We start from the raw sequence: 16523 nt of genomic DNA on the forward strand, positions 1-16523 counted from the left end.
GATGACAAATATTTAGCCCAGCTTATCCGGAAGGGCTAATCATATCGACCACAACGCTGCAAGTCAGCAGTGGCGACTACTGAAGGCTCGGCAGATTTTGACTTATATATGTCAGGGCCACGTCGATTTTCGCGCGAATCTTTTCTGCCTCCGCCGGTTTCAACTTCTTGGTTGTTTCATCCATGTAGAGCGCGCGGTTCATTTCAACTTGGATTGCATGATGGTTTTTTGACGGCTGGCCATAGACTTCACTGACCCGACCGCCAAAATATGGCCAGTTGTAACCGACTTTAAATCCGGCAATCACATAGGCTGCGATCACAAGATCACGGAACTTCGGATCACAGCTTTTGCCGTGACAGTCACTCACCACGATTTCTGCACGCTGCTCGCCGGGATCGCGATGCTCTTTGGTTCCCACCGACGGCATACTATGAGCATCAATATGAAAAACTTTAGTGCGACCCGCAGCCTCGTAGTTTTCATAGAGTTTACGCACACTAGCATGAAATGGCTCGTAAATGAGTTCTACTAATTCTTGATGAGTTTTTGCCGGGATCGGCTGCTTCATAAGCTGATGATTGTAAGTGGTGATCGCCCACAAAAAGCCGCGGCGATTCATGCCGGCCGGATTGGCATTACCAATCACACTGCCCGCATCAATGTCTTCAGGGATACGATTGAGGTCGCCGGCGTAGCGATGCCATTCGGTTTTTGCGTAAGGAAGATGCAATTTTTTAAGTGTCGGTTCGTAGAGGTAATCAACATAACGGTCCACGTCGCACATGAGGATTTCTTCAGGCAAACCGTTCAGCCAATTTGCTTGCGGGGGAACTTTTTCTCCGGAGTGCGGGATCGTCACTAAAAGTGAAGCCTGTGGAAGTTGCATTGTAAACTCCTTAGTGTCATGCTGAAGCTTATTCAAATCATAGATTGAGTGAGCGATGAAAGCAAAAATTTATACAAAAACCGGCGACAAAGGCACCACCCGTCTCGTGGATGGCTCCTGCGTTGAGAAATTCAACCCACGCGTCGAAGCCTATGGTACTGTTGACGAATTAAACTCTTATCTGGGTGTTGTTCGTGTCGGGCTGCAGAAACTCAACGACCTTCAATCTTTGGATCCGATCTTTGAAAAAATCCAGAATCAGCTTTTTAACCTCGGCAGCCTCTTGGCTTGCGCTGATGATGAAGTGTTTAAAAAACTGCCTTCGATTCAAGATCACCATGTGCGCATGCTTGAAGAGAAAATTGATGAACTCACTGCCGAGTTGCCCGAACTTCGCAATTTCGTTTTGCCGGCGGGTCACGAAACTGCGGCGCACTTACATGTGGCGCGCACTTTGTGCCGTCGCTCTGAGCGCCGCTCTGCTGAAGTGATGGTGAAAGATGAGCGCTATGCAACGAGCTTGCAGTACTTGAATCGCCTGAGCGATTTCTTGTTTGTCGCGGCTCGCTGGGTGAACTTAAAAACTCGTTTTGAAGATGTGCTTTGGAAAAAAACTGAATGAGTATGAAACTCGAGGTTGCAAAACCCTCCGACAATCAAGCGATCTTAGAGTTCTTTAAGGGCTTCCCGATCAAAGGTGTTCTCGATATGAAAGTCGACCGCCGCGGGGATTTCTTTGGACCCTACGCTGTGGAGTCGGATCGCTTTCGCACGTACTTATTGCGTGACGATCAAGAAGCGATTCAAGGGATGGCCTCATTCATTATTAAAGATGTGATGATTCAAGGCGAACTAAAAACCGTCGCCTTCGGCCGCGATCTTCGCATTAGCAACAATCGCCGAGCCATTTTAGAGTGGTCTGATCACTTCGTGCCGACTCTGCAAGATATTACCAACACCTACGGTGCGCAGCACTTTTTTAGTGCTTTGAATCTGACGGAAACGACGGCGCTGAATGCATTTGTACGTCCCCGCAATTTGAAACGTCTTCTGCCGCGCTACTTTAACTATCGCCGTTTAAATCTCGTGAGCTTGCACGGACGCTTTCCGTGGGCGAAGAACCCACTCCCGCATTTGCAGATCCGGAGCGGCTCTTCGGTCAATGCCGATGCTTTGATTTATTATCTGTCTGAGAAAAACAATTCTCGTAACTTAGCGACTTATTGGGATTCTTATAGCTTTTTCAAGCAGCTCCAGCGCTGGAGAGGTCTCAAGATTGAGGATTTCTTGATTGCGTTTGACCGCCATAACAACATCGTCGGCTGTTGCGCTCCGTGGAAGGCCGATGGAATTCAAGAGCTAGTTCCCCTGGATTACTCGCTGAAAGCCCATAATTTCCGCCAATTTTTGAAGTTCGGGAAGATTTTAGGATGGACCCGTCCTCTAACGAAGCCCTCGTACCGTCTACAGCTCGAAGAGCATTTGCAATTTCAGTATTTAACTCATCTTTTTGCTGAAAATGCGGATGTTTTCGAGTCGCTCCTGTGGACAGCCTACGACCGCGCTCGCTCTACAGACTTTTTAGTTTACTCTTATGGCCGTGAAGAAGTGATTTATCGCCGTCCGAGAACCTGGATTTCGGCCAAGATTCCCCATGGATTGTTTTGCATGGTGCCGCCGGATCAGAACGCTCCTGAGTTTTTGTCACCTTCGAACGACCTCCCTGTCAGTTTCGAAGCGTTTTTCGTGTAATGCCCATGCAATGTTGAGAACATAGGCGTTTTGCTTCCAAGAAAAATTGCCATAGAGTCATTCTCCGCTTTTAAATTGAAATTCTTTCGTTTATAAAGGCCGCACCTTGCGTTCAACAGTTTAAACATTGGGGAGATTTCAGTTTTACTCTAATACTCATCTAGATCTCGTCTCCCACCAAAAAACCGCAGCACGTGACTACTTTGGTTATCATCCGAAGAGCGCTTGGTATTGTGGTTTTAATTTTTAGACGGTTTTGGCTGGCTAAGGACTCACGACTTGTTTCACATCTTGAGGGTCTAAAAGGCTAGCGCCCTTTCCGCAGAGGGGTTGTTTAAACCGTCTTGGTGGGGAGCCATCTGTCACTTCATGTTACGACAGAAAATTCAGGTGGCTCCTTGCCTCTTATCTACGTTTTAAACAATTGCCGATTGCAGCGAAAACTCAAATTCATATCAACGTTCTAAATTCTTCTTTGTGTTTCACAAGTTTTCCCTTATATCTCCGCCCACCTTGCGTTCTAACAATTTAATTTTGGGAGTCATCCTATGAAAGTTCAAAAGACCTTTTTGGCGGTCTTATTGGCGTGTCTTTGCTTTAACTTCACAGCTACGGCTGGCGAATTCGACGGCGGAAGCCCTGAGTTCGACGAGAAACCAAATCCTAAATACTCTGAGGCAGAAATTCAGAGAAAAATCGAAAACGAAATGGCAATTGCCTGCTCTGGCAACCTCTGCAAAATCGTCGGCACTGATTCTCAAGGCGAATCTTGGACTGTGTCTTTCAACGTGGGCTACGGCGACCAAGTCAACAACGGTGGCGGCAACTCAATCTACATCGGTAGCGACAAAGGTTACAACAACGGCGGCAATATGTACGCTGGCGTGAACGTGACTTACAGAACCTACAAATGTCACTCAAACCTCTTGGTCACGCCGGCAGTTTACCGCTTCGTGAACACGTACATGTACAACATGGTGAACAGCGATGGCTCTACAAAGAGAAACTTCTCTCCTGCAGACCAAACTGTGATCTTGTTCTACACGACGATGTTGAACAAAGTTGAAGCTTGCAAAGATTCATCTAAGTAATCACTAGGAACTAATTTCTAGAATGTAATCTGAGGTTCCTATGAATAGGGCGAGTGTCTTCACGCGCGGTCTTGTGGTCGCGTGCACGGTGGTGTTGTGTGCGTCTGCCATGGCGGCAGGTACGGCTCAATATTCTTCCATTGACTTAAATAACCTCCGCGTCACCAATCGCGCCCAATGTGCGATTGATTCCGAGACGCCGGCGGATTCGGCATTTCTAATTCTTGACGGCTTTAACTCCGGCAAGATGACTTACATGCTGGCAAGCTCGCTCGGCATGGACCCAGTGGCAATGTCCGCCGACGGAATGAAAGAGTTCCGTCTGGCCGTCAGCCACCTGACTCTGAAAATCATGCAGAAGCTTGAAAACGGCAACCTCCCGCTTCTGCCGATGAATCTTAAAACCAATCCGCTGAAGAATTATCAAAACGTTGTTCGTCTCTGCGATAAGAAACCCTACTGCGCAGATTTAAACGGCTACCTCAGCGGCATTTGGTCTCTCAGTGAAAATGAAAAAATCATCAGCAAAAGTCCTGAATGGAAGAAGCTTGATACTTTCTCATCAGCGAACTTCCTTCCGGCAAAAACTCTTGGCCGAATTGGCTGCTACTATTTAAAACGATTCTCTCCCCTGCAAGGTCACTTACAAAATACCGGCCTTGATCAGGCCGTCCTTCAAGAGATGGCCGTCGCCGTGATGGAACAAGAAAAGTACATCACAACTTGCTACGATCAAGATCCGGAGCTCGATTCGCGAAATGCAGCGATGCAAATCGATTTGAAAGTGCTGAATCAAGATCAATGGAAAGCTTTCGGTTATGATTACTGGAATAGCGTAAAGATATATCTCTCGTGGGCGTGGCGTAATAGCGGTATTCCCTCCGAGATGAGTCAGCGCTTTGGCATTGTCTTTAAATCCATCGCTCTTGAAGAATCGATGATGTTCATTCCTAACGGCTGCAAGAGCATTACGAAGCCTGCTTGTGACAATGAACATATTTCGCTAAACAGCCTTCGTGAAATCGCAAAGGCCGGCGACAAGCCGACGGAACACAGTAACGATTCTCCGCAAAAACCAGAACAGGGACTCATTGAACACGGTGCCCGAGCTGTGAATGATGACTTTTTGGGAACTCAAGCCTACGATTCTGCCAGCGAATGGGTCGCGAACTTCCGCAAACACTTCGTCCAAAATCGTGGATTGATGAAAACCCGATTGGCGACCGCTGTTCAGTTTATGAATATCTTGATGGAAAGCCTGACGGCTGAAGAAGTCGTTGAGTACGTCAAACCTTTGGCTCTGAACCCAAACCCAAGCTCGATCCAGCGCGATGAGCTTTACTACCTCTGCACTGAAATTCGTCTGGCAGGCGATAAGCGCATCGATTTCATGAAAACAGATATCGATAATTTATCGCGGCTGAATTCGATGGAGAAGGCTTTCGAGTCTTCCCGTCATAGCATGACGGAGTTTGTGACTTACTTTGACAAGCTCGCCGTCGGTATCTTGCCTTTGTGCGATCAGCTCGAAAAAACCAATATCTGGAATGCCGCAAATTACACCGTAAATAAAGCTGGCTTCTATGATTGGTCTAAAGAGATTTTAAATATCAAAGCCGTTGACGACGAGGGCAAACCTTTAACATATACACCTGCGGTCTATGGCAGTCCTCTGCTGACTTGGTCTTCGGGCGACCCTGTATGCGTGAGTGGCATTGATTGCTCGCGCATTGCTGTGAAATCGCTGGTCGATTTATACTCCGTCGCCGTTTATGCCGACGCCTTTTTGCCGATTTCTTCGAACGCAGCTTCTCCGGATGTATTTAATCCTTATTCGGAACTCAAAGCCTGCAAGATCTATGACCCTTGGTTTGCGACCAAGCGCGCGAATAAACGCCTTGCTTCGGACCTCGCGAGTACGTTTGCATTCGGCTGGAACTTTCTACCAATCTACATGGATAATGACTTTACTCCCGACACAGTGACTTCATTTAAGAAACTTGTCGATGGCGGTAAACTGCAATTCGATCCGCAAATCGATAAAGGCAAAATGCAAATGGCAGTGGTCGCCGACTTAGGGCCCCTCGTTGGCGCCCCCTGCGCGATTTCCATTGCACCGAATAGCGCGAAGAAATTCGACTTCTATGCGTTTAAAGGCATTTCCGTCAATTACTGCAATGCTAAAAACGATGGCGAGGTTCACGCCACCGGCCCGAACGACGTCACTCCGCAAACACCGAAGACCTATTCCTATTGCGGTGGGTGCTCGATGAACTTTGTGGGGATTGCGACAGCCGCATCTTCTTCAGCGGCGTTTGGCCTTAATCCGATCAAGTTCGGTATTTACCTCTTTAGATCCATTCACAGATTCATCACTGCAAAAAAAGATCAGGTAAATATTCCGCGCTCTTACGATGTGAACCTGAATTACGTTGCGGACGCTTACCAACGCTATGGCGAAATTCCTAAAAGCTGCGTCGACATGCTCGGCCAGGGTCTGCGCTGCTTTGATGACATGTGCGGAGCAAAGGCAGCTGACTATTTTGAAAAACGCACCGGTGGTAAAGTGACGAAAATCCATGTCATTGGCAGTAACGGCAGCCCTGCCCATGGTGGGGACCCATTTGACGACAATTCGGTTTCAAAGACCGCGTGGATTACTTCAAACTTGTGCTCTGGACAAATCACAATGCCGTTTCAATGCCGTAGTAATGGTTCTGGTTTTTATGCAACCGACAGAACACCCATTCGCGGTGCCACTGAAAAATGTCGCGGAAAGAAATTCTAAGGAAGTCTTATGTTACAAAAAGTTTTTAACATTCTTGTTTGCATGACACTTTCTGCAAACGCATGGGCTTTGTCGGTGTCGAGCCGATACAATACGAACCCCCAAGGCGCTTACTACAAAGAAGTCACCATTCAATGTGCCGCTGGTGAAGAACAGCTCTGCCAAACAATGTGCAAGAGCGATACAGTCTGTCAGCGAGTGGAGCCATATTGCCTAAACTGTGCGGGGACAACTTCGATGTTGCTTCGTCAGCTCTTCACTCAGCTTGGACAAAACTACAAGGCCACAGATATTGAAATCCCGGCCGTGGATTTCGCAAACTATCTTGCCAGCGAGCGCTACGTTTTGCTCGGCGCGAATAGTGCCTACAACTACTATACTCCGGCGAATTCGGGAGATCTGATTAAGAGCTTGCTCGCTCTCTGCCCTGCCGGCGACGAGGAAGCTTTGCTCGCAGTCGCGCTGGATGAAGAATATGAACCTTCGAAATTGAGCTTTGTTATCTGTAAGGCCACTGATGGTACTTCGAAAGCTTATCAGGTTGAATTGAATCGCCCTGAGGTCGGAGATAAACCGCTTCGCTTAAAGGTGAAGTGGAAACTTCGACTGCCCTAGATTTAAAGAACTAAACGGTGCTTGCGCCCGCTTTTATTAACTGCCTCAAAAAGGCAAAAGGAGAATCCATGAAAAATTTGATGACTGCTGTAGCAGCTCTAGTACTACTAGCTGCAGCTCCATCTGCAAACGCGATTTCATTGCGTTTCAAGTTCAAAACGTTCAGCTCTGGACCAAACATCTACGCATGTAATGCGGGGATCGCGGCTCCAGCTTTGTCAAAACAAGTGTGCTACAAAGAAGGCACTAAAGAGACTTGTAATGCCTCTCAAGCTTGTACTGACACAGCTCAAAACTGTAACACTCGTTGCGTTTGTACTTCTACAAACGGCGGTGATTGGTTGATGAACTACGGTAAAGCAACTTATGGTACTTGGAAAGACAACGGAACTCCTGTTAGCTATAACAGCACTCCGACTTCTTTCTCTGCTCACTCACAAGTTGACGGTTGGGCACAACTTTTCCCAAGTGACGTAGATTCTTGGGGCAAACAAATCAAAGAATTGTCTTTCAACTTGGGTTCTGAGCTCTACGGCGCAGCCTACTTCGTTGATATCTGCTACCGTGGTCCTCAAATTGAGTACAAAGAAGACGGCGTAGCTTCTAACTTCTCTTTGACGGCTCAAACGACTGCAACTGACTTCTTCACAAACATCCCAGTTGGTGACGATCGTTCAGGCGCTAACGGCAACGACTTCCAAATCCCTGGAACAGTTGACGGCATGAAATACACTGACTTGGCTGATTTGAAAGTGATCTCTTACGTTGGTTGTGATTTCCAAGGTAAAGGCAACTTCCAATGGGCTCGCAACAATGCGGGTCGTTACAACACGACTGACAACGAAGCAGACTTCAACTTGGCAGCGTCTGGTGAATTGAACGGTTTGAAACTTCCAGTTTCTAACAAAGAAGGATCTTCTTCCTTCTGGTCTTCTGATTTGAAAAAAATCAACGCAGACGGCGGCGCTTTGATCTCTAACCTTTACATCACTAACAACTCTTTGCTCGCTCCACGCTTCTGCAAAGTTCGTTACGTATTCGTAGAGAACGACGCTAACAAATCAACTCCGAACTTGCGCAAATGGCAACGTCACGGCGCTGAAATGTGTACTTGGACTGACATCGTAGAAGGCGTTCAAAACTAGTTTTGAGGAGAATGACAAATGGGTCACGTAGCTATTGAAAAAAATCTTAGAATTGTTTCTTTGGAACTTCTGTTTGTCGTTCTCGCCTTGGTTTTAATGATGGGAGACAATGTGTTTGCCGCTTGCAAAATGTCCCGATCTGCTAAAGCCAACTACTTTGTTTCTACAGAGACCGGAACTCGTGGCACATTTGGCCAGGGTTCCGAATCTCCAGATTTACCTACGGTCATCGAAAGATGCCAAGAAGACTCAGGACAGTTTTTAATGTTCTCCCTCGGCGTGCGCCGTCCTGATATGTACTCTGATAGCGCCGACATCTCTTTCACGGGTCAAATTTCTGACTCTCAATGCAGTATTAGCCATTCGCCGTTTAAAACGGCTCCGACATTCCAAGAAAAACAAGATATGATGGCCGCACAGTATCGCGCGCTTCGTACTTGTATGTATGTTGAGTTCTATGACCTCGACAACCGTCCCCTTGATTACGACCCTAACCAAGCCCGCTGCAAAATGACCAAGACCGATCACGGCACCGTTTTGGCAGAGGGTGATTTCTGTTTCGTCCGTATTCGTCCTAATAATCGCTTCGCCTTGCATCCGATCGTGAAGCAAGAGTGTACGGACCCCGCGTTCTTAAAAGCCAACAATATTCAGCCTCAGGACGTTGAAGCCGTCTTGAATGCCTATACGGCGGGTGACGACTCTGGGAATAGCACGGACTTGAATCCGCTGGGTTCAAACCAGCTTCGTCTCTATTTGCAACCGAGCAGCCAGCTTCTGAAGCTGACTGAAGACTTCGGCAACGAAATGCCACGCTTTCCTTCGGATTACACGACCGATCTGCATATGGGCTCAATGAAAATCCGCGGCGATACCGGGAACTACGTTGTTGAAATGAATTTACTTGCTGATAATCGCAATCCGCAAACTTGCCGTGGTGGCGTTTGCACGAGCCCCGGAGATTTTGAAACTCCCGTTGTCGGAGAAGTGGAGCTCAATCGCATCAGTGGTGGCCGTCAGGAATTTGTCGATTCTTGGTGGCATGCGGGCTTTATCCCTGCCCGCTGGCAAGGCGCTGTGAAAAGCATGACTCATAACTTGAACGATGTTGATTTAAAAGTCGGCGATCGCTACAGCATGACAGTCACATTTGTCGATCCTTACGATGACTTTACTTTGTTCCTCAAAGGTATGGAGCAATTCGTGATCGACCTTCGTCAAATGGAAGGCACTGCCGGGATTGATGCTTTGAACTCGCTGCCGGCTCTGCCAGGTTTACTTGGCTTGCCAGAGCTTGATAGCCTTCCGGGTTTAAGTTCGCCGGATATGACGGTCGAGCTTGACCGTGTTTTACGTACGATCCAAAAGCTCGGCCAAGATCGCCAGTGGCCGGCTTACTATGACCGCGTCTGCGATAGCCGTTTGGCGACATGCATGAAGGCTGGTTCTAAAAAGTACTTCTTGAAACTCACGACGGAGTTCACAGTGGGCCCTCGTCAAAGTGCGTTTGAATTGAACCTCAAAGACGTCGTTGTAAAGCGCGAGTCCCCGACTTTTGAAACTTACACGAAGAAAATTTCAGAGTTTTCAAAAGTCGTCTGCGGAGAGAGTAATCCATGAAGATCTTCTTTCTCGCTTTGATGAGTGGCTTGCTCACGGTCAGTGCTGCTGCCAGCGTTGTGGTTAAACCCAACGTCGCTGAGGGACTTTTTGCGTGTAACGCCGGAGTTTTGCATCCCCGCCTGAATGGCCAAGTTTGTTTGAGCAATACGGATGCGCGCACTTGTGATCCTACAAAAGATGCAAACTGCGTTTGCTTTCAAGACTCTGCTGGCAAAGACATCGTCAATGCTCAGTACGAAGATATGAGTGTTCCTGATACTCACCCGGCTCACTTTCGTGCGACCAATGTTGAAAGCCGTGCGAGTTCTTCAGACTATCAAAGTCTTTTCGCCGATGCCGATGTTTGGCTTCGCAAGATTACGACGCTGAAATTTGATCTTGCTAGCGAACTGACAGGCTCACGTTACTATGTGGATTTCTGTTACCTCGGCCCTGTTGAAAACCTCCAGCTTGTGAATAAGAAAATGAAAGATCTTTCCGAAGGCATTTACACTCTGAATGCCACAGTTTCTTCTACAAGCCTCGAGGGGGACACTCTTTACCGTGACAGCGCGCGCTTGCGAGCCAAGGTCGAGTTTGTGTGTGATCTGCGCGAGAGTGGCAAACAAAATAAGCCGCGCAAATCTGATGAGCTTGCGCCCGATAAGAATACTCTAGAAGCGAATTCTTCGTACTACATGGACGAACAAAGCTTGAATTCCAACGGCCTTTCGATTCAACAAAATCTGAATGGCAATGTCATTCAAGTGCCACGCTTCTGCCGCTTGCGCGCAAGCTTTGCTGAAGGTGCTATCACTCTTCGCAGCCACGAATCTGCCAACACGGAAATGACCGTCTTCATCGATATTCAGCAAGCACTATGAAAATCTTTACTCTCATCTTTCTTTTAAGTCTGCAAACTCAAGCCGCTGTATGGACCGCCGAAAATTCGTGGGATGCAAGTGCCGAGAAAGCCTACTCGGAATTTGTAAAAAACGGTTACGTTACGGATATTTTCACAAACCCACAGAGTGAGTTTGCCGGAATTCGCACCGACTGTGCCGATGCAATGTACGCCGCTCGAATTATCTTTGCGGCGAAAAACAAACTGCCTTTTAAAGTCAAAGATCCGACAACCACAGGCAGTTTTATCACCAATGCCATGGGCCGCTGGGACTCCCTTTCCGAGTCCGAACGGTTGCGCGAGTTTATCAAGTATGTCGGCGATCTTTCTAACACCGGGACTCTGGATGACGACACCTATCCGGTGACTGTCACGAAGGAGTCCTTCACTCCGGGAATTATCTACCTGGATCCAGGTCATCATGCCGAGATGGTGAAAAGCATTGCCGAGAATGGCTTTATCGAGTTTATCGCATCAACATCGCCGAAGATGGTGCGCGATCTATTTAGTCACTCGAATCCGACCCATGCACCGCTGACCAATTTGGGCGGATTCAGAAAGTGGCGCAATCCAGATCAGTATGGAGTTCCATCTGCGAGCCTGCCTGCTTATGGCATGGATCAGTTTCGGCTTGCGGATTGGAAGGCCGGTGTATTTAAAACACGAAAGCTCATTTTTCAGTGGCACGAAGCGATTCGCAAGATCCTACGCGACCGCCCGCCGACATTCGATGAACGCACTGATGTGATTGTTGAAAGCCTCTGTCATCTTTTTACGGCACGTGTTTCTACCGTGAAATATAGCTGGCAGCTAATTCATGATCGCGGTGGCAAGTGCCTGCGCGGCGGCGAGCTCGACAATCATTCAACCACGATGCGTGATTGGCGGATTAAAGAAAACTTCGGGCAGCTCTATGATCTTTATGCCTGGAACTTTAAAGAAAACAGTCTTGGCCAAGGAAATCTTTTTGATGCCGAAGCCAAGCTTGAAGGCTGCCGCATTAATTATTGGCCTGAGCACAGCGCAACGTTGTGGGAACTCTTGCAGCGCATGCGTTCAGGCCTTGTCGAATCCAATGCGAATTACTCTCCGGCCGTCCGCTGGGGAGAACGCGCCGCCAGCGGTTACGATTGTCGCTAGAAACTAAACTGCCTGAGGAAGTGATTGTCGTACCCGCCTGGATTCTTAACCAGGTATTTCTGATGGTACTCTTCAGCCGGATAAAACGTTTTAGCCGCTTCCAATTTAGTCGTTAGTGGCGCTTTCCATTTCTTTGAGTCATCGACGAGTTTCATGACTTTTTCGGCCGTCTTCTTTTGATCCTCAGTAGTATAGAAGATTTCAGAACGGTACTGAGTACCGACGTCATTTCCCTGACGGTTCAACGTCGTTGGGTCATGCATACGGAAGAAAAGCTTCAACAGATCTTCATAGCTGATTTTAGCAGGATCGTATTCAATCTTGACCGATTCCGCGTGACCCGTTCGGCCGCTGCCGACTTGAGGATATGTGGGATTGGCTTGATCGCCGCCGGTGTAACCCACTTGCGTACTGACTACCCCCGGAGTCTTGCGAAAGAACTCTTCCACTCCCCAGAAACAACCTGCCGCCAAGACGGCGGTTTGAGTCTGAGATTTTGCAGGCTCCGCCGGTTTTGCTGTTTTTCCCCCAGGCGCCGCCGCCATCACCGTCAGTGCTGTCATCACAGCCGAGAATAAACCGATTTTCGCCAAGATCTTTAAGTAAGACATAGGGTCCTCCTTTAAAAAAGAACTACCAATGCAAAATTTTTCGTCCCACAAACGAGCCCACGATCGCCATCACGATCAACGGCAACAAAAAATGCCAAACCAAAATATGCATCCCATTCAGGCTCGAACAATGAAGAGTGATGGCAACACCACCAGCACCAACGGCAGCAAGCCCCAGCACCAAACCGCTCATCAGTGGATGAGTGCTAGCGCCTTGACGGGCTTTCCATGTTAAAAAGGCCCCTGTCACAGTACCAACGGACATTGCGACCATCGCACACCCTGAGCCTAAGACCGAAAGGCCTTCGGACATCAGCTCTTCACTGAGACCCAAAATCCGCACCACTTGAATCAGTGCTAACAGAGATAAAACTGCAAAAACTGCCTTCAGATATTTTTTTAAACCTTCTTTACCAGGCGACGAAGACCAAGACACGAGCCCCAGCGACGCAAAAAACAAGAGGGAGAAAGCTCCTAACTGCGCCCAGGTATCGAAGTGCTGCAGACTCTGCATCAGATCCACTCGCGGACGAAGGCTTAAAATAACAAGCACGATCAGAACAAGACTGCCAACTCCCCATTTCAATGCAAACGTGAGGGGTTTTTCAGGACTCCGCACGGGCTGTAAATTTTTTGTCAGTTGTGAAATCAGATCATCGGTTTTCACGCGCATCCTCCTTCACTTTTTCCTGCAGAGTTTTCATGGCTCGATGAATTGTGACCTTCACATCACTCACCGTATATCCGGTTTTATCGGCGGCTTCTTCAACAGAAAGCCCCTCTAGCTTCACGAGCTTTAGGACATTTCTTTGCTTATCAGATAAAATCTCTAGGAGTTTTTCAAGATCAACCTCGGCAGTAAGATCCAAGCTCGCCATACTTTCAATGTGTTCAAGCTCTTCCTCTATATCGAGAGCAGAACTAAAGGCTTTGTTCTTGCGGATATAATCAATGATTTTATATCTCGCGATCGCATACATCCATGGAAGGAAGAACTGCTCGGGATCGTACGTGTGTCTTTTCACATGAATCGCCAGCAATACTTCTTGCAAAACATCTTCTTGGCTACTGCCCGTGCCAAATCCGAATCTTGCAAAAGCGTTATCGATATATTTTGCCAGCATGCTACGAATCCTTAACAGCAACTGCCGGTAATCACCGGCGTCGCCTTTTTGCGAACTTCTCATCAACCGAGAAAGCTCTGCTTCATCTTGAGACTGTTTCAGGCTTTCCGCGCCTTCGACTTTCATTCGTAGGACCTCACTAAAAGGTTACAAAAAAATTATTTAACCTCATAAACGTCCTTTTTCCCGCTACTTACGCATTGCATGTATTAAAATATTTAGGATGCTGTAACCTTTTTCCGGACCCGAACGAATAAGCCGGTGTGATAGGAACCCACAAAGAGGTGTCAGATGAAACTTAGTGTTTGGCTTTTAAACCTAATCGCCCTTCCCGCATTGGCTATCAATTTGAGCGGCTATAAAAAACCGTCCGAAGCGGAGCTCAAAAAAAAGCTCACTCCGTTGCAATTTGAAGTCACCCAAAAAGACGGCACAGAGCCCTCATTTAAAAATGAATATTGGGATAATCATAAAGAAGGACTTTATGTTGATGTTGTTTCCGGAGAACCGCTTTTTAGTTCTCTCGATAAATATGAATCAGGTACCGGCTGGCCGAGTTTTACAAAACCGCTCGATCCGAAATTTGTGACCACGAAAACCGATCGTACCTTTGGCATGACCCGCACCGAAGTTCGGAGCGCCGTCGCCAATTCCCATTTAGGACACTTATTCAATGATGGTCCTCAACCACTGGGCACGCGCTATTGCATGAATTCAGCGTCGCTTAAATTTATTCCCGTCGCGGACTTAGAAAAAGCCGGTTACGGCGAATATCTGAAACTTTTTAAAAAGAAATAACGGGAGACCACCATGACGTTACTTATACTGTCTTATATCGGTGGTTTTTTAACCATCCTGAGTCCTTGCATCCTGCCGGTTCTGCCCTTCGTCTTTGCGAAGGCGGATCAGCCTTTTTATCGATCTTCGTTGCCACTTCTTGCCGGCATGGCGGTGACATTCACGACAGCATCACTGCTCGCAGTGCTTGGCGGCGCCTGGGTGGCTGAAGCCAACAACTGGGGCCGCTGGATTGCGATGGTTCTGCTGGCGGTTTTTGGCCTGTCTTTGATCTTTCCGATCTATCTTGAAACTTTAATGGCGCCACTGACTAAACTCGGTGTGAAGTTGACTGGCCATCAGCGCGGCCCGACGAGCCCCGGCCAGTCTTTCGTGATCGGCATCGCCACAGGTTTTTTGTGGGCACCGTGCGCGGGGCCGATTTTGGGTCTGATTTTAACCGGCGCCGCGGTTCAAGGAAAACCGTCTGAAGCGGCGAGCTTTCTTTTTGCCTATGCCTTGGGGGCGGGATCGTCGCTGGCGCTGGCACTTCTTGCCGGCGGAAAAGTTTTTACGAAGATGAAGGGGTATCTGAAGGCCGAAGGCTATGTTAAGAAAATCCTGGGTGTTTTAGTACTCTTAGGTGTTGTCGCCATAGCCTTTAATCTCGATCGCACGGTTCTTACGCAAGTTGCCCGTGTACAAACAGAGACTCTTGAACAGCATCTCTTGAACATGACCGATGCAGGCCCCGCCAATATCGGCTTTAAAGATGAGGGCGAAATGCCCAGCATCGATGGTGCCGTTGCGTGGTTAAACTCCCCGCCGCTAACGAATGCCGAACTCAAAGGCAAAGTGGTGCTCATCGATTTTTGGACTTACTCCTGTATTAACTGTCTGCGCACGCTGCCTTATATGAAGGCGTGGAATGAGAAATACAAAGACAAAGGATTGGTCATTATTGGCGTTCACACTCCGGAATTTGCCTTCGAGAAAGACTTGAAGAATGTCACGCAAGCGGCGAAAGATCTGGGAGTAACTTATCCTATTGCCGTTGATAACAACTACACCATCTGGAAGGCCTTCAAAAACCAGTACTGGCCGGCGCACTACTTTGTCGACCGCTCAGGCCGTATCCGCCACCATAAATTTGGCGAAGGAAAATACGAAGAGTCTGAAAAGATCATTCAAGAACTTTTGGGTGAAGAAGTGATTGGCAAAGACACGAGCTTGGTCAGCGTGAATGCCACCGGTGCGCAAGTTTCTGGGCAACTGAAACAAGCTTACTCCGGCGAAACATACCTTGGTTACAGCCGTGCCGAAAACATGAAAGTAACACCTCAAGTTGTTCCCAAAACCGCGCAGGATTACAAAGTCACTGATAAATTGAAGCTCAACGAATGGGGCGTTACCGGCAACTGGCAAATCAATCCCCAAGATGCGACTTTGATGAAAGCTCCGGGTAAAATTTCTTTCCGTTTCCGCGCGCGTGATCTGCATTTGGTTTTAGGTTCCGCCACCGACGGAAAGGAAGTCCGATTTAAAGTGACGATCGATGGTCAACCACCGGGCCCAGCTCATGGCATGGACATCGGCGATGATGGCCGCGGAGTCGTCAAAGACCACCGCTTGTACCAACTCATCCGCCAGCCAAGCGCACCGAATTATCAGGAAAAGTTGTTTGAAATCGAGTTCGAAGACCCAGGAGTCCAAGCCTTCGCATTTACATTTGGATAAAACTTAAGATCTTGTAACCACGCGATTCACGAGCACCAAAACTGTGGCGCCCGCAATGCCGATGCCGATTCCTTGCCAGCTAAACGCGTAGTACGCAGGCCAGCTGAACAAAATCGGCGTCAGGTAATTGCCTAAAAAAGAACCGGCAAGGCCGAGGAGGATCGTGCGGATCCAACCCATGGCTTCACTGCCAGGAATAATGAGCTTTGCGGCAACTCCGACACCAAGTCCGAGCGCAGCCCAAAGAAGCACTTTATGTGTAAGAGGGTGATTCAAAACTGCGTAAACGTAATCCATAAAATCATTTTAGACAGAAAATCCGCACTTCGGAAGTCAATTCTGAAAAGC

Annotated in this window: 16 protein-coding genes; 11 read left to right on the forward strand and 5 right to left on the reverse strand. The window is 48.0% G+C overall.

What is annotated here, in order from left to right; translation table 11 throughout:
• Positions 1-76: 76 nt before the first annotated feature.
• Entirely contained in the window at positions 77-889 is an 813-nt protein-coding gene (locus tag JSU04_09010; GenBank protein MBS1970436.1) for an N-formylglutamate amidohydrolase, read from the reverse strand.
• A 55-nt stretch (positions 890-944) separates the two neighbouring features.
• Here JSU04_09010 and JSU04_09015 point away from each other — a divergent pair, with 55 nt between their 5' ends.
• From JSU04_09015 to JSU04_09055, 9 genes are all read left to right on the forward strand, one after another.
• Positions 945-1511: a cob(I)yrinic acid a,c-diamide adenosyltransferase gene (locus JSU04_09015; protein MBS1970437.1), complete on the forward strand. Its 567-nt coding sequence runs from the start codon at positions 945-947 to the stop codon at positions 1509-1511.
• Between the two features lie 2 nt (positions 1512-1513).
• The gene (locus JSU04_09020) at positions 1514-2641 is read left to right on the forward strand and encodes a hypothetical protein (GenBank protein ID MBS1970438.1); all 1128 of its coding nucleotides are present in this window, start codon (positions 1514-1516) and stop codon (positions 2639-2641) included.
• Between the two features lie 548 nt (positions 2642-3189).
• Positions 3190-3732: a protease gene (locus tag JSU04_09025; GenBank protein ID MBS1970439.1), complete on the forward strand. Its 543-nt coding sequence runs from the start codon at positions 3190-3192 to the stop codon at positions 3730-3732.
• A 40-nt stretch (positions 3733-3772) separates the two neighbouring features.
• Entirely contained in the window at positions 3773-6520 is a 2748-nt protein-coding gene (locus JSU04_09030; GenBank protein MBS1970440.1) for a hypothetical protein, read from the forward strand.
• Between the two features lie 9 nt (positions 6521-6529).
• A complete protein-coding gene (locus JSU04_09035; GenBank protein MBS1970441.1) occupies positions 6530-7135 on the forward strand; it encodes a hypothetical protein in 606 nt (201 codons plus the stop codon).
• Positions 7136-7203: 68 nt separating this feature from the next.
• On the forward strand, positions 7204-8280 hold the full coding sequence (locus JSU04_09040) for a protease (protein ID MBS1970442.1): 1077 nt from the start codon (positions 7204-7206) through the stop codon (positions 8278-8280).
• A gap of 18 nt (positions 8281-8298) precedes the next feature.
• Positions 8299-9900 (forward strand): hypothetical protein, encoded by a 1602-nt coding sequence (locus JSU04_09045; GenBank protein MBS1970443.1) that lies wholly within the window; start codon positions 8299-8301, stop codon positions 9898-9900.
• Positions 9897-10766, forward strand: coding sequence for a hypothetical protein (locus JSU04_09050; GenBank protein ID MBS1970444.1), 870 nt, complete (start codon positions 9897-9899; stop codon positions 10764-10766). The genes JSU04_09045 and JSU04_09050 overlap by 4 nt, the downstream gene beginning before the upstream one ends.
• Positions 10763-11926: a hypothetical protein gene (locus JSU04_09055; GenBank protein ID MBS1970445.1), complete on the forward strand. Its 1164-nt coding sequence runs from the start codon at positions 10763-10765 to the stop codon at positions 11924-11926. The genes JSU04_09050 and JSU04_09055 overlap by 4 nt, the downstream gene beginning before the upstream one ends.
• Here JSU04_09055 and msrA read toward each other — a convergent pair.
• Genes msrA through JSU04_09070 form a run of 3 tightly spaced genes read right to left on the reverse strand, consistent with a single transcriptional unit; the run spans position 11923 to position 13787 of the window.
• Positions 11923-12537 (reverse strand): peptide-methionine (S)-S-oxide reductase MsrA, encoded by a 615-nt coding sequence (gene msrA / locus JSU04_09060; protein MBS1970446.1) that lies wholly within the window; start codon positions 12535-12537, stop codon positions 11923-11925. The two genes, JSU04_09055 and msrA, sit on opposite strands and share 4 nt — an antisense overlap.
• Before the next feature lie 22 nt (positions 12538-12559).
• Complete coding sequence (locus JSU04_09065; protein ID MBS1970447.1) at positions 12560-13204, reverse strand: DUF1109 domain-containing protein; 645 nt, start codon at positions 13202-13204, stop codon at positions 12560-12562.
• Positions 13191-13787: a sigma-70 family RNA polymerase sigma factor gene (locus JSU04_09070; protein MBS1970448.1), complete on the reverse strand. Its 597-nt coding sequence runs from the start codon at positions 13785-13787 to the stop codon at positions 13191-13193. The genes JSU04_09065 and JSU04_09070 overlap by 14 nt, the downstream gene beginning before the upstream one ends.
• A gap of 165 nt (positions 13788-13952) precedes the next feature.
• Here JSU04_09070 and msrB point away from each other — a divergent pair, with 165 nt between their 5' ends.
• Together msrB and JSU04_09080 are read left to right on the forward strand one after the other, a co-directional pair.
• Positions 13953-14459: a peptide-methionine (R)-S-oxide reductase MsrB gene (gene msrB / locus JSU04_09075; GenBank protein MBS1970449.1), complete on the forward strand. Its 507-nt coding sequence runs from the start codon at positions 13953-13955 to the stop codon at positions 14457-14459.
• A gap of 12 nt (positions 14460-14471) precedes the next feature.
• A complete protein-coding gene (locus JSU04_09080; GenBank protein ID MBS1970450.1) occupies positions 14472-16175 on the forward strand; it encodes a cytochrome c biogenesis protein DipZ in 1704 nt (567 codons plus the stop codon).
• Between the two features lie 3 nt (positions 16176-16178).
• On the opposite strand, the gene JSU04_09085 is transcribed toward JSU04_09080, so the two are convergent.
• Positions 16179-16472, reverse strand: a complete 294-nt coding sequence (locus JSU04_09085; GenBank protein MBS1970451.1) for a GlsB/YeaQ/YmgE family stress response membrane protein — start codon at positions 16470-16472, stop codon at positions 16179-16181.
• Positions 16473-16523: the final 51 nt, after the last annotated feature.

The sequence above is a fragment of the Bdellovibrionales bacterium genome (genome assembly GCA_018266295.1).
Taxonomy (GTDB): Bacteria; Bdellovibrionota; Bdellovibrionia; order Bdellovibrionales; family Bdellovibrionaceae; genus JACMRP01.

Coding starts and splice junctions, on each gene's coding strand:
- JSU04_09010 (MBS1970436.1), bottom strand. CDS start 889: ATGCAACTTCCACAGGCTTCACTTTTAGTGACGATCCCGCACTCCGGA.
- JSU04_09015 (MBS1970437.1), top strand. CDS start 945: ATGAAAGCAAAAATTTATACAAAAACCGGCGACAAAGGCACCACCCGT.
- JSU04_09020 (MBS1970438.1), top strand. CDS start 1,514: ATGAAACTCGAGGTTGCAAAACCCTCCGACAATCAAGCGATCTTAGAG.
- JSU04_09025 (MBS1970439.1), top strand. CDS start 3,190: ATGAAAGTTCAAAAGACCTTTTTGGCGGTCTTATTGGCGTGTCTTTGC.
- JSU04_09030 (MBS1970440.1), top strand. CDS start 3,773: ATGAATAGGGCGAGTGTCTTCACGCGCGGTCTTGTGGTCGCGTGCACG.
- JSU04_09035 (MBS1970441.1), top strand. CDS start 6,530: ATGTTACAAAAAGTTTTTAACATTCTTGTTTGCATGACACTTTCTGCA.
- JSU04_09040 (MBS1970442.1), top strand. CDS start 7,204: ATGAAAAATTTGATGACTGCTGTAGCAGCTCTAGTACTACTAGCTGCA.
- JSU04_09045 (MBS1970443.1), top strand. CDS start 8,299: ATGGGTCACGTAGCTATTGAAAAAAATCTTAGAATTGTTTCTTTGGAA.
- JSU04_09050 (MBS1970444.1), top strand. CDS start 9,897: ATGAAGATCTTCTTTCTCGCTTTGATGAGTGGCTTGCTCACGGTCAGT.
- JSU04_09055 (MBS1970445.1), top strand. CDS start 10,763: ATGAAAATCTTTACTCTCATCTTTCTTTTAAGTCTGCAAACTCAAGCC.
- msrA (MBS1970446.1), bottom strand. CDS start 12,537: ATGTCTTACTTAAAGATCTTGGCGAAAATCGGTTTATTCTCGGCTGTG.
- JSU04_09070 (MBS1970448.1), bottom strand. CDS start 13,787: ATGAAAGTCGAAGGCGCGGAAAGCCTGAAACAGTCTCAAGATGAAGCA.
- msrB (MBS1970449.1), top strand. CDS start 13,953: ATGAAACTTAGTGTTTGGCTTTTAAACCTAATCGCCCTTCCCGCATTG.
- JSU04_09080 (MBS1970450.1), top strand. CDS start 14,472: ATGACGTTACTTATACTGTCTTATATCGGTGGTTTTTTAACCATCCTG.
- JSU04_09085 (MBS1970451.1), bottom strand. CDS start 16,472: ATGGATTACGTTTACGCAGTTTTGAATCACCCTCTTACACATAAAGTG.